The organism is Parapusillimonas granuli (assembly GCF_013416525.1).
Lineage (GTDB): Bacteria > Pseudomonadota > Gammaproteobacteria > Burkholderiales > Burkholderiaceae_B > Parapusillimonas > Parapusillimonas granuli.
This window is the reverse complement of sequence record NZ_JACCEM010000010.1, coordinates 21,190-33,435: the sequence shown is the minus strand read 5'-3', so window position 1 is coordinate 33,435 and position 12,246 is coordinate 21,190. Positions and strand designations below refer to the sequence as shown.

Sequence of the window (12,246 nt, the reverse complement as noted above, 5' to 3'; positions counted from 1 at the left end):
ACGATATGGCCGAGGCCATCATACGCATGGTGGACGTCAACAAATGGTATGGGCAGTTTCACGTGCTGCGCAACATCAACCTGGACGTCGCGCCCAGCGAACGGATCGTGATCTGCGGGCCTTCGGGCTCCGGGAAGTCGACCATGATCCGCTGCATCAACCGGCTGGAGGAACACCAGCAGGGCAGCATCATCGTCGACGGCATCGAACTCACCAACGACCTGAAACAGATCGAAGCCATCCGGCGCGACGTCGGCATGGTGTTCCAGCATTTCAACCTATTCCCGCACCTCACGGTGCTCGAGAACCTGACGCTGGGTCCGGTCTGGGTCCTGAAGAAGTCCAAGGCCGAGGCCGAGGCCACCGCCATGAAATACCTGGAGCGCGTGCGCATCCCGGAACAGGCGTCCAAGTATCCCGGCCAGCTGTCGGGCGGACAGCAGCAGCGGGTAGCAATCGCCCGGTCGCTGTGCATGAATCCCAAGATCATGCTGTTCGACGAGCCCACTTCCGCGCTCGACCCGGAAATGGTCAAGGAAGTGCTGGACGTCATGGTGAGCCTGGCCGAGGAAAGCGGCATGACCATGCTGTGCGTCACCCATGAAATGGGTTTCGCGCGCAAGGTGGCCGACAGGGTGATCTTCATGGACCAGGGCGAGATCATCGAACAGAACACGCCCGACGCCTTCTTCGACGCGCCGCAGAACGAACGCACCAAGCTGTTCCTGAGCCAGATACTGCACTGATTTTTTTTTCAACACGAGGCCATATCATGTTTACACGCTCCAAGCTGCTTTCCACGGCCGTCGCACTGTTCGCCGCGGGGCTGGCGCTGGCCATGCCCGCCACCTCGGCGACGGCGCAGGAATTTCCCTCCAAGCCGTTGCAGTTCATCGTTCCCTACGCGCCCGGCGGCCCGCTGGACGGCATGGCCCGCATGCTGGCGGAAAAGGTGCAGCCCGATCTGGGCACGGTCGTCGTGGAGAACAAGCCGGGCGCCGGCGGCAACATCGGCGCAAGCATCGCGGCCAAGGCGCAGCCGGACGGCTATACGCTGGTCATGGGCGCGGTGGCGATCAACGCCATCAACCCTTGGCTGTACAAGGACCTGCCTTTCGATCCGGTCAAGAGCTTCGAGCCCGTCACGCTGGTCGCCTCGGTGCCCAACGTGCTCATCGTCAATAAAGAGTTCGCCGACAAGAACGGCATCGCCTCGGTCAAGGATCTGGTCGAGTACGCCAAGAAGAATGCGGACCAGCTGAACTTCGGTTCCGGCGGCAACGGCAGCGCCGGCCATCTCGCGGGCGAGCTCATGAACGTGCGCGCCGGCGTGAAGTCCGTACACGTGCCCTATGCCGGCGCCGCGCCGGCCAAGCTGGCTCTGCTGGGCGGCCAGGTCCATTTCATGTTCGACAACCTGGCCTCGTCCGCGGGCCTCATCAACGAGGGCAAGGTCAAGGCGCTGGCGGTCACAACGGCCGAGCGGTCTTCGGCCTTTCCCGACCTGCCCACCATGCAGCAGGCCGGGGTGGCCGACTTCGACCTCGGCACCTGGTTCGGCGTATTCACCACCGGCGGGACGCCCGAGGCGGTCGTCCAGAAGCTGAATGCGGCTTACGTCAAAGCCCTGCAGGATCCGGCCGTGCGCAAGACCTTGCTGTCCATGGGGTCCGACGCCAAGCCCACGACCTCCGAAGAGTTCGCCGAACTCGTCCGCAAGGACTTGGCGAAGTACAAGGAAATCGTGGCGGTGTCCGGGGCGAAGCTGTTCTAGCGCGGGTTTATCCGAGGGATATGCGGCTTTCGGGCGCCACGCAAAGCGTCCGGCCGTGGGTTCAATCCTTCCGGGCAGTGTCAAAAAAAGTCAAAAACCGGCCGCCGGAACCAAAATGTAACAACCCGACGGGCCGGTGCTTGCTAGCATTGACGCGTGCGGAATCGACGCCGCAACCCAGAAACAAGGAGAACCAAATGATACTTTCTATGCGTGCAGCACGCTTTGCGACTTGCGTTAGCGTGGTCGCTTTGATGGCCGGTTGTGCCACCGTGGACAACATGGGCAAGGGCGGCAAGACTGCGGTCGGCGCCGGGGCGGGGGCGGCGCTGGGAGCCGGCCTGGGCGCCCTGATCGGCGATAGCAGCAAGGCGGCCGCGATCGGCGCCGGCATAGGCGCGGTGGCGGGCGGCATCGTCGGTTACAACTGGTCGGGCGTGAAGAAAGAGGTCGAAAAATCCGGCGCGAGCAGCCTGGGCGTGGACGTCACGGAAATGCCCGACGGCACCTTGCGCGTCAACATTCCAAGCAATGTCTCGTTCGACACCGGCAAATATGCCTTGAAGCCGGCCTTGCTGCCCGTGCTGGACAGCGTGGCGCGCGCCTTGGTGCAGCATCCCGAACTGCGCGCGAAGTCCATCGGCCACACCGACAGCACGGGTTCGGACGCGACCAATCAAACGCTTTCCGTCAACCGCGCGCGCGCCGTGGCGAATTACCTGTCGCAGCAAGGCGTGGCGACCACGCGCCTGACGGCCGAAGGCCGCGGTTCGAGCAACCCGGTGGGCGACAATGCCACCGCCGAAGGGCGCGCCATGAACCGCCGCGTCGAACTGTATCTGTACGCCGTGCAGCAATAAGGGTAAACCACCGCTCCTTCCTCAGGCCCCGGCGCTTCTTGGCGCGCCATCCGGGGGCCTGGGCCCGGGCTCAGCCGCCCAGCGGCTTCTTCTGGAACGAGCCGATCACGCCTTCCACCACCGTTTCGACCATCTCCCGCTGGTCCGGCCCCAGGGACCAGAAGGCGGCCGGGGTGATTCTTGCAAAAGGCCATTGCCACTGCATCGGCAGGTCCGGCGGCCGTTCCGACAGCCGGTAAGCAGGCGCCGCGTCGGGTTCCATGGACCCGGTGCCCGTGCCCAGCCATTCCGGGTTCACGTTCAGAACCTGCGCCAGCTTGAATATTCCCTTGGGGGTGCGCCTGGTCCCGTTTTCATAATTCGATATCGCACCCTGCGACAAGCCGCAGGCGCGCGCCAGTTCGGACTGGCTCATGCCGCGCAGTTGACGCGTTTGACGGAGGCGTTCGGAAAAATAGTTCACGTTCGTGATTGAACGATTAAATTCAATCACATTGGTAATAGTGCCAATTACGAACGTGATGGATTCGTGTAAATTAGCTAAAAAAAACAATCACAAAATCTAACAAAGAGCCAAAATAAGCGCAAAATAACACCGTGGCTCCTACCTTCTCTTTCCTTCGGAGGCGTCCTATGGCGGTCAAGGTCAAGGCGGCGGCGTCATGAGCCAGATTCCCAGCATTGTGATGTTCTCGCCGGCGGAAGGCGGCTCGTCACCCCTCGACCATGAAAAGCGCGTAGCCGAATTGCGCGCTTTCGGGCTGGACGTCCTGGAATGCGAAAGCGCGCCCGCGCTCTATGCCGAAGTCCAGCAGAAACTGCAGCAGAACGCGCCGGTGGTGGTCGTGCTGGGCGGCGGCCACACGGAAAACTGCGCCGTCGCCACGTATCTGCACGCCATGCATCCCTCCGTCGGCATCGCCGCCATGATAGACGGCCTGGACGACGCCCCCGCCATCCAGCTGCTGCAAAGCGGGGTGGACAACATGTGCCTGCGTTCGGCGTCCACCGCGCTCATGGTGGCCATACTATGCCGGCTGCTGGGCCGCGTCAGCCGGCACGAGGTCGGCCAGATCCTGGCGCGCGCACCGTCCAAGGGCTGGTCCTTGCAGGACCAGGGCTGGGTGCTGGTCAGCCCCGACGGCATCCGCATCCCCCTGACCACCGGCGAACGCGCTTTTCTTGCCATGCTCATCGGCGCACCCGACATGTGCGCCACGCACGAACAGCTGCTGGAAGCGGTCAACAGCAGCTATGCCCATGCGGAACCGGCCGCCCGCCCCGGGCGCCTGGGGGTGCTGGTCAGCCGCCTGCGCCGCAAATTCACCCAGCACGACATCGAAATGCCCCTGAAATCCGTACACAACTGGGGCTATATGTTCACGGGCCAGGTGCTGCGCACAGGCCCGCCCGATTCTTACAAATAGCGGTGCACCGACAAGTCGTCGCTGCGTATGTCGGTGGGCTTGCCTGACACCACGTCCGCAATCAGGCGGCCGCTGCCGCAGGCCATGGTCCAGCCCAGGGTGCCGTGGCCGGTATTCAGATACAGCCCGGGTATGGGCGTCGCGCCCACGATGGGCGTGCTGTCCGGCGTCTTGGGGCGCAAGCCCGTCCAGAAGGACACGTCGTGGCTGGCGTAGCTGCCCGGAAACAGATCGTTCAGCACCATTTCCAGGGTCTTGCGGCGCTTGTCGTTGAGGGTTTTGTCGAAGCCCAGGATCTCCGCCATGCCGCCCACGCGTATGCGCTGGTCGAAGCGGGTGACCGCGATCTTGTAGGTCTCGTCCAGCAAGGTCGAAACCGGCGCACACGCCTCATCGGCGATGGGGACGGTAATGGAATAGCCCTTCAAGGGATATACGGGCAGCTTCAGCGCGCCGCGCAGCATGCGGGTCGACCACGCGCCCAGGGCCACCACGTAGGCATCGGCCGTGAGCACTTCCTGGTCGCACTGTATGCCGCTGACTCCCGAGGCGTTGACGTCGATGCGCCGCACGTCGACGCCGTAGCGAAACTCGACGCCGAGCTTCACGGCTTCTTCCGCCAGCCTCTGGGTGAACAGGTTGCAATCGCCGGTTTCATCTTCCGGCAGGCGCAGGCCGCCCACCAGCTTGCCCTGGCTGCGGGCCAGCGCGGGCTCGGCCTTGCTGAGCTCGGACCGGGTGAGCAATTCGAACGGTATGCCCGCATCGCGCAGCACCCTGATGTCCTGTTCGACCGCATCCATCTGCTTTTGGGTCCGGAAGACCTGCAGCGTGCCCTGGCTGCGCCCTTCGTACTGGACGCCGATATCGTCGCGCAAGGCCTTCAGGCACTCGCTGCTGTAGTTCGACAGCCGCAGCATGCGTTCTTTGTTGATCGCATAGCGCCTGGCGCTGCAGTTGCGCCACATCTGGTAGATCCATTGCAGCTGGAACAGGGTGCCGTCCGGGCGTATGGTCAGCGGCGGGTGTTCGGCGAACATCCACTTGACGGCCTTCAGCGGCACGCCCGGCGCCGCCCAGGGCGAGGAATAGCCATAGGAAATCTGCCCGGCGTTGGCGAAGCTGGTTTCCAGCGCCGGGCCTTCCAGGCGTTCGAGCACGGTCACGTCGTGTCCTTGTTTCGCCAGAAAATAGGCGCTGCTCACGCCCACGACGCCCGCGCCCAGTATGATGATTTTCATGATAATTCACGGTAGGGATTGAATTTTCAGCATGATAAGAGACTAGTGCCAAATTTTTTTTATGAAAATTCTTTAAAAACAGTCTTTTATCTGGTTTTGCAAGCAAAAATGCCGGATTTCAGCAATAATTGCTGCCGCGGGCCGCAAGCCATGGAAAGGCCCGCGCGGGCTCTCATATTCTAGGAAAAAAGCTTGAGAATTCAACGCACTCCGGTGGCCACGCTGGACAGGCTCGACCGGCACATCCTCGATCTTCTACAGCGCGATGGACGCATGTCCATGACCGAGCTCGCCGACAAGGTGGGTCTGACCGTCACGCCCTGCATCGAGCGGGTCAAGCGCCTGGAGCGCGACGGAATCATCACGGGCTATTACGCCAGGGTGTCGCCGGCGGCGCTGGACGCCGGCCTGCTGGTGTTCGTGGAAATCTCCATGTCCAGCAAGTCGGACCGCAGCTTCGATGACTTCCGGCGTGAAATCCTGTGCATTCCGCACGTGCAGGAATGCCATCTGGTATCGGGCGACTTCGATTACCTGGTCAAGGCGCGCATCAAGGAAATCAGCCAGTACCGCAGCCTGCTGGGCGATATCCTGCTGCGGCTGCCCGGCGTGACGCAGACCAAGAGCTGCATCGTCATGGAGGAAGTCAAGGAAACGCTGTTCATCCCGGCTCAGAAGTAGCCGCGGCAAGCGCCTGCGCGTCGCGGGCGAACACCATGTTGTCGCGGTGCATCAGTTCCGGGTCCGACATGCTGCCCAGTATCTCGGCGATGCGCGAGCTTGGCTGGCGCAGAATGCGCCGGGTGTCGGAAGACGAATAATTGATCAGGCCACGCCCGCATTCCACGCCGTGCTGGTCGACGCAGGCGACGACATCGCCGCGTTCGAACTCGCCCTCGACCGCCGTCACGCCGATGGCCAGCAGGCTTTTGTGGCCCTGCATCAGCGCCCGCACCGCGCCTGGGTCGAGCGTGATGCGCCCGCGCAGCCGCAGATGGTTGGCCAGCCAGCGCTGGCGCGCCGACCGCACGGGCAGGATGGCGCGCAATTCGGTGCCTATGGACTCGCCTTCGGACAGGCGCAGCAGGACGTCGGGTTCGCGCCCCGAGGCAATGACGGTGTGGCCGCCGCTGTTCGCCGCGCGCTTGGCCGCCAGCACCTTGGTGAGCATCCCGCCGGTGCCGATATTGCTGCCCGACCCGCCCGCCATGGCTTCCAGCGCCGGGTCGCCGGCCTGCCCCAGGGAGATGAATTCCGCGTCGGGGTTCTTGCGCGGATCGGCGCTGTACAGCCCGGCCTGGTCGGTGAGGATGACCAGGGCTTCGGCTTCGATCAGGTTGGTGACCAGGGCGCCCAGCGTGTCGTTGTCGCCCAGGCGGATTTCGTCGGTGACCACGGTGTCGTTCTCGTTGACGATGGGAACGACCCCCAGGCCCAGCAGGGTGTACAAGGTGCTGCGCGCATTCAAGTAGCGGCGCCGGTCGGCCAGGTCTTCATGGGTGAGGAGAATCTGGGCCGTGCGTATCCCGTGCCGCGCGAAAGCGACTTCGTAGGCCTGCACCAAGCCCATTTGCCCCACCGCCGCGGCGGCCTGGAGCTCGTGCATGGCGTTCGGCCGCCGCGGCCAGCCCAGCCGGGCCATGCCTTCGGCGATGGCGCCGCTGGACACCAGCACGATCTGCCTGTCCTGGGCGTGCAGGCGGGCGATCTGGCCGGCCCATTGCTCAACGGCGGCGGTGTCTATGCCTTTGCCTTCGTTGGTGACGAGAGACGAGCCGACTTTGACGACCAGGCGCTTGGCCTGGGAAACAGCGGACGGCGAACGGAGGGTTGCGGTCATTTGGCGCGGATGAATTTGGGGCGGATGATCAAGATTCTGAATTGGAGCGCGTGTCGTCGAAGCGCGGGTCTTCGGCCACATAGGTGCCGTCGGCCTTGTCCTGTTCGACATGGCTCTTGGCTTTCTCGGCGTCCAGCCATTCCTGCAGCTTCCAGATCAGGTCTTGCGTGCCTTCCCCGGTCAGCGCGGAAATGCCGAACACCGGGCCCGTCCAGTTCAGGGCCGCGCACAGGCGTTCCTTCACCGCCGCCGGGTCGGCGACCATGTCGAGCTTGTTCAGGACCAGCCAGCGCGGTTTTTCATAAAGAGCGGGATCGTACAGGCGCAGTTCCTCGACGATGGCGCGCGCATCGGCCGCAGCCCGCTCGACCGGGTCCGTGTCGGGGTCGAGCGAGGACACGTCGACTAGGTGCAGCAGCACCCGCGTGCGGGACAGATGGCGCAGAAAAAGATGGCCCAGCCCCGCGCCTTCGGAAGCGCCTTCGATCAGGCCGGGGATGTCGGCAATGACGAAACTGTGCGACGGAGACGTGCGCACGACGCCCAGGTTGGGATGCAGCGTCGTGAACGGATAGTCGGCGATCTTGGGGCGGGCGTTGGACACCTTGCTGATCAGGGTGGACTTGCCGGCGTTGGGCAGGCCCAGCAGGCCGACGTCGGCCAGCACCTTGAGCTCGAGCCTCAGCTTGCGCTGTTCGCCTTCCTGCCCGGGCGTGCACTGGCGCGGGGCCCGGTTGATGCTGGACTTGAAATGCAGATTGCCCAGCCCGCCCTGGCCGCCGGCGGCCAGGGTGACTTTCTGGTTGTGGTGGTCGAGATCGAACAGCTGTTCGCCGGTTTCGGCGTCGAAGATGGTGGTGCCCACGGGCACGCGCAGCGTGATGTCGGGCGCGGCGGCGCCGTATTGGTCGGAGCCGCGGCCGTTTTCGCCGTTCTTCGCGCGGTGCAGCCGGGCGTAGCGGAAGTCCACCAGCGTGTTCACGTTGCGGTCGGCGACCGCGAATATGCTGCCGCCGCGGCCGCCGTCGCCGCCGTCCGGCCCGCCTTTGGGAATGAATTTTTCGCGGCGAAAGCTCGCCACCCCATTGCCGCCTTTTCCGGCAATGACTTCAATGGTTGCCTCGTCTACGAATTTCATGTGAACTTGCTTATAAAAGTGAATGCCGCCCCGGAACATGCGCGGCGGCGCCGGCCACCACGCGGGGCCGGGCTGAAAAAGTATTCTAAAACAAAAAGCCCCGCCTACACGGCAGGGCCTTGTGCGGTGGGCGAGCGCCGCTTATTCAGCCGCTACGACCGAAACGGTGCGCTTGTTCAGTGCGCCCTTGACGGCGAACTTGACCGTGCCGTCGACCAGGGAATACAGCGTGTGGTCTTTGCCGATGCCGACGTTGACGCCGGGGTGGAACTGCGTGCCGCGCTGGCGAACGATGATGGAGCCCGCCGAGATCTGCTGGCCGCCATAGGTTTTCACGCCCAGTCGTTTCGATTCCGAGTCGCGGCCGTTACGCGTAGAGCCGCCGCCTTTTTTCTGTGCCATGTTTAGCTCCTGCTATGCAAAACCGTTGAGTCCACCGTTAGGCCGTGATGGCTTCGATGCGGACTTCGGTGTAGTTCTGACGATGGCCTTGGCGCTTTTGGTAGTGCTTGCGACGGCGCATCTTGAAAATCTTGACTTTGTCGTGGCGGCCTTGCGCAAGAACGGTAGCCTTGACCACGGCACCGGCGACCAAAGGCGTGCCAATCTTCAATTGGTCGCCTTCGCCAACCGACAACACCTGGTCTAGCGAAATTTCTTGCCCAATGTCTGCCGGTATCTGTTCTATCTTGAGTTTTTGACCCGCGGCAACACGATACTGCTTGCCACCGGTTTTTATGACCGCGTACATGTGGGTATTCCTAATGGTTGTTTGGAAAAGCCTTGGGGCTGGAAAGCGCCAAGCCCATGATTCTAGCGCGGGCGATTTAGTTTAGTCAAGTCAAAGACTTAGAAAGGGGTGGAGCCCCATGGAGCCCGCCCCCCGGCCGCCCTTACGACCGGTAGTCCGCGTTGATGCTGACGTACTCGTGCGAGAAATCGCAGGTGTACACCGTTTCGGTCTCGTCGCCGCGCCCCAGGGCGATGCGCACGACGATTTCCGCTTCCTTCATGACGCGCTGGCCGTCGGCTTCCTGGTAGCCGGGGTGCCGTTCGCCCCGGCTGGCCACCTGGACGTCGCCCAGCCAGAGCCGTACCTTGCTCACGTCCAGGTCGTCGATGCCGGCGTAGCCGATGGCGCACAGGATGCGCCCGAGGTTGGGGTCGGAGGCGAAGAAAGCCGTCTTGACCAGGGGAGACTGGGCCACCGCATAGGCCACTTTCAGGGCCTCTTCCCGGCTGCCGGCTTCTTCGACCTGTATGGTCATGAACTTGGTGGCGCCTTCGGCGTCGCGCACGATCTTCTGGGCGAGCTCCTTGGCGGCGTCGGCCAGCGCCTCGTAGAGGGGGGTGTAAAGCGGGTCGGACACCGCATCGATACGGACCGGCGCCTTGCCGGTCGCCATGATGACGAAGGAGTCGTTGGTGGACGTGTCGCCGTCGACCGTGATGCGGTTGAAGGAACGATCGGCGATGGCGCCGGCCATGTCCCGCAGCAGCCCGGGCGCGATGCCGGCGTCGGTCGCCAGGAAGCCCAGCATCGTGGCCATGTTCGGCTTGATCATGCCGGCGCCCTTGCTGATGCCGGTGATGGTGACGGTGTGCTTGCCCAGCGCCACGCGCTTGGAAACGATCTTGGGCTGGGTGTCGGTGGTCATGATGCTGTGCGCCGCCGCGAACCAGTTGCTGGGCGAGGCGTCCGCCACCGCGGCGGGCAGGCCGGCCGTCAGGCGGTCCACGGGCAGGGGCTCGAGGATCACGCCCGTGGAGAAGGGCAGCACCTGCGTGGGCGCCAGCCCCAGCACATTGCCCAGCGCGGCGCAGGTGTCGTGGGCGGCGCGCAGGCCGCTTTCCCCGGTGCCGGCGTTGGCATTGCCCGTGTTGACGACCAGGGCCCGGATGTCATGGCCGCCGGCGAGGTGCTTTTCGCACACCTGCACGGGGGCGGCGCGAAAGCGGTTGCGCGTGAACACGCCCGCGACGCTGCAGCCTTCCGCCAGGCGGAACACGGTGAGGTCGCGGCGGTTGGCCTTGCGTATTCCCGCTTCGGCCGTACCAATTTCTACGCCTTCGATGGGAAAGATTTGGGATTCCGGTGGAATGTACAGGTTGACGGCCATGGAGCAATCTCGTCGAGAAAGAGGGTGGGGGAAACCTGGGATTCTATCCCGGAAGCGGGCGTGTTCCTAGGGCCGGCGGCAGGTCGTTCGCTAATTGCGCTCTGGCAGGCGGGTGTGGGCCAGCAGCTTCAGTTCGCCCAGCGCTTCAAACAGGTTGCGGCGGCTTTTTTCCGACAGGCCGCCGAAAATGTCCTGCACCCATTGCTCATGGGATTCGGCCATTTTCTTGAAGTGGCGCTTGCCCTTGCCGGTCAGGCGGATGAGCGAGCTGCGGCGGTCCGTGGCCACCTTCAGGCGCTCGACCAGTCCTTCTTTCTCCAGCTGGTCGGTGATGCCGGTGATGTTTCCGTTGGTTACCATCATGTGGCGCGACAATTCGCTCATTTTCATGCCGGCCGGCGCGCGCAGCAGTTGCGCCATCAAGTCGAAACGAGGCAAAGTGGTGGCGAATTCGGTGCGCAAGCGGCTGCGCAGTTCGCCTTCGACGAGATTGCAGCAGGTGAGCAAGCGCAGCCAAAGGCGCAGATCGTGATGGTCATCGGGCATGGCCCGGCTTTCGAGATCCGGCCTGTCCTGCTGGGGTTTCATGGTTTCGGCGATGTCGTTGTTCATTGTCGTTTTCCGGAGCTGGCGGGCGGTGTGCGCTGCGCCGATAGTTTAATCTTCAATCACATCTTAGTGGTACATTGCCCGAACACGGGGCCTTGAGGAAACGCAAAACATGTATAGAAACAATTTCAGCGACAGCTATGCCGATGCGCGAAAACGGTTCCTCGATGCGGCCCGCCGGCGCGGCTGCGAGGTGGCGTCCCACCTGAATCCCTGCGGCCCCGGCGCGCAGGGCGAAGACCTGGCCATGGACACCGCGTACTTCGGCGACCCCGAAGCGCCCGCTTTGCTGGTGCTCAGCTCGGCCATGCACGGCGAAGAAGGCTATTGCGGCTCGGGCTGCCAGGTCGCGCTGCTGGAAGACGAGGCCCTGCTGGCCCGCGCGCGGGCCGGCGGGGTGGGCGTCCTGCTGGTGCACGCGGTGAACGCGTACGGGTATTCATGGGGCCATCGCACCAACGAAGACAATATCGACCTGAATCGCAATTTCGGCGACTTCAGCAAGCCGCTGCCCGACAATCCTCATTACCGGACCCTGCATCCTCTGCTGGTGCCCGATGCCTGGCCGCCCTCGGCGCCGAACGAGGCGGCGATCCAGGCATTCATCGAGCGCGAGGGCCGGCAAGCCTACCTGGAAGGGATGATGAAGGGCCAGCACAGCCACCCCGACGGCCTGTTCTACGGCGGCGCCGCCCCGAGCTGGAGCAATCGCACGCTCAGAAAGGTGTTGCGCCATTACGGGGAAGGCCGGCGGCGCATCGGCTGGGTGGATTACCACACCGCCCTGGGCCCATACGGGCACGCGGAAAAGATCTTCGTCCAGAACGACCCGCAAGCCTACCAGCGCGCCCGCTCATGGTGGGGCGCCGACGTGATCGCGGTGTACGAGCCGGGGTCGAGCACGGTCGAGATCACCGGCACCGCGCTGCAGGCCATGCTCGAAGAATGCGCGCAGGTGCCCGAGCTGACCTTCATGGCAATGGAATACGGCACGCTGCCGATGGACCAGGTCTTTCTCGCCCTGCGCAGCGATCGCTGGCTGGCGGCCCACCCGGATGCGCCCGATGCGCAGCGCCGGGCTCTGAAGGCGGCGCATCGCGCGGCGTTCTACCCCGACGCCGACGATTGGCGCGGGGCCGTGCTGGGCCAGTCGCGCGTCGCGATCCTGCAGGCGATTTGCGGCTTGTCCCGCTAGGGAAACTCCTACTTCGTCCGGGCATGAAACTTCTTGCGCGGC

Annotated in this window: 14 protein-coding genes; 6 read left to right on the top strand and 8 right to left on the bottom strand. The window is 63.8% G+C overall.

Going from position 1 to position 12,246, the window contains the following annotated elements:
* The first annotated feature begins 5 nt into the window (after positions 1-5).
* The 3 genes from H0A72_RS17640 (at position 6) to H0A72_RS17630 (ending at position 2,634) form a co-directional block, all read left to right on the top strand.
* Positions 6-746, top strand: a complete 741-nt coding sequence (locus H0A72_RS17640) for an amino acid ABC transporter ATP-binding protein (RefSeq protein ID WP_180157736.1) — start codon at positions 6-8, stop codon at positions 744-746.
* A 26-nt stretch (positions 747-772) separates the two neighbouring features.
* Positions 773-1,774, top strand: coding sequence for a Bug family tripartite tricarboxylate transporter substrate binding protein (locus H0A72_RS17635; protein ID WP_180157734.1), 1,002 nt, complete (start codon positions 773-775; stop codon positions 1,772-1,774).
* A gap of 197 nt (positions 1,775-1,971) precedes the next feature.
* Positions 1,972-2,634 carry a YiaD family glycine zipper/OmpA-like lipoprotein gene (locus H0A72_RS17630; RefSeq protein ID WP_180157732.1) on the top strand — a complete coding sequence of 221 codons (663 nt, stop codon included), beginning with the start codon at positions 1,972-1,974 and terminating at the stop codon, positions 2,632-2,634.
* Positions 2,635-2,704: 70 nt separating this feature from the next.
* Here the strand turns inward: H0A72_RS17630 and H0A72_RS17625 are convergent, their stop codons facing one another.
* Positions 2,705-3,127, bottom strand: a complete 423-nt coding sequence (locus H0A72_RS17625; protein WP_343060206.1) for a helix-turn-helix domain-containing protein — start codon at positions 3,125-3,127, stop codon at positions 2,705-2,707.
* 169 nt (positions 3,128-3,296) lie between these two features.
* Here H0A72_RS17625 and H0A72_RS17620 point away from each other — a divergent pair, with 169 nt between their 5' ends.
* The gene (locus tag H0A72_RS17620) at positions 3,297-4,061 is read left to right on the top strand and encodes a helix-turn-helix domain-containing protein (protein ID WP_180157730.1); all 765 of its coding nucleotides are present in this window, start codon (positions 3,297-3,299) and stop codon (positions 4,059-4,061) included.
* Here H0A72_RS17620 and H0A72_RS17615 read toward each other — a convergent pair.
* A complete protein-coding gene (locus tag H0A72_RS17615; protein WP_180157728.1) occupies positions 4,052-5,302 on the bottom strand; it encodes a D-amino acid dehydrogenase in 1,251 nt (416 codons plus the stop codon). The genes H0A72_RS17620 and H0A72_RS17615 overlap by 10 nt on opposite strands.
* A gap of 192 nt (positions 5,303-5,494) precedes the next feature.
* Here H0A72_RS17615 and H0A72_RS17610 point away from each other — a divergent pair, with 192 nt between their 5' ends.
* Entirely contained in the window at positions 5,495-5,983 is a 489-nt protein-coding gene (locus tag H0A72_RS17610; protein ID WP_180157726.1) for an Lrp/AsnC ligand binding domain-containing protein, read from the top strand.
* On the opposite strand, the gene proB is transcribed toward H0A72_RS17610, so the two are convergent.
* The 6 genes from proB to H0A72_RS17580 form a co-directional block, all read right to left on the bottom strand.
* The gene (proB, locus tag H0A72_RS17605; protein WP_180157724.1) at positions 5,964-7,142 is read right to left on the bottom strand and encodes a glutamate 5-kinase; all 1,179 of its coding nucleotides are present in this window, start codon (positions 7,140-7,142) and stop codon (positions 5,964-5,966) included. The genes H0A72_RS17610 and proB overlap by 20 nt on opposite strands.
* A 28-nt stretch (positions 7,143-7,170) precedes the next feature.
* Positions 7,171-8,280 (bottom strand): GTPase ObgE, encoded by a 1,110-nt coding sequence (gene obgE / locus H0A72_RS17600; protein WP_180157723.1) that lies wholly within the window; start codon positions 8,278-8,280, stop codon positions 7,171-7,173.
* 141 nt (positions 8,281-8,421) lie between these two features.
* On the bottom strand, positions 8,422-8,682 hold the full coding sequence (gene rpmA / locus H0A72_RS17595; RefSeq protein ID WP_180157721.1) for a 50S ribosomal protein L27: 261 nt from the start codon (positions 8,680-8,682) through the stop codon (positions 8,422-8,424).
* A gap of 37 nt (positions 8,683-8,719) precedes the next feature.
* Positions 8,720-9,031 carry a 50S ribosomal protein L21 gene (gene rplU / locus H0A72_RS17590; protein WP_180157720.1) on the bottom strand — a complete coding sequence of 104 codons (312 nt, stop codon included), beginning with the start codon at positions 9,029-9,031 and terminating at the stop codon, positions 8,720-8,722.
* 142 nt (positions 9,032-9,173) lie between these two features.
* Entirely contained in the window at positions 9,174-10,400 is a 1,227-nt protein-coding gene (argJ, locus tag H0A72_RS17585) for a bifunctional glutamate N-acetyltransferase/amino-acid acetyltransferase ArgJ (protein ID WP_180157718.1), read from the bottom strand.
* A gap of 90 nt (positions 10,401-10,490) precedes the next feature.
* Positions 10,491-11,012 (bottom strand): MarR family winged helix-turn-helix transcriptional regulator, encoded by a 522-nt coding sequence (locus H0A72_RS17580; RefSeq protein ID WP_246436964.1) that lies wholly within the window; start codon positions 11,010-11,012, stop codon positions 10,491-10,493.
* A 109-nt stretch (positions 11,013-11,121) separates the two neighbouring features.
* Here H0A72_RS17580 and H0A72_RS17575 point away from each other — a divergent pair, with 109 nt between their 5' ends.
* Positions 11,122-12,204 (top strand): M14 family metallopeptidase, encoded by a 1,083-nt coding sequence (locus H0A72_RS17575; protein WP_180157716.1) that lies wholly within the window; start codon positions 11,122-11,124, stop codon positions 12,202-12,204.
* The last annotated feature ends 42 nt before the right edge of the window (positions 12,205-12,246 follow it).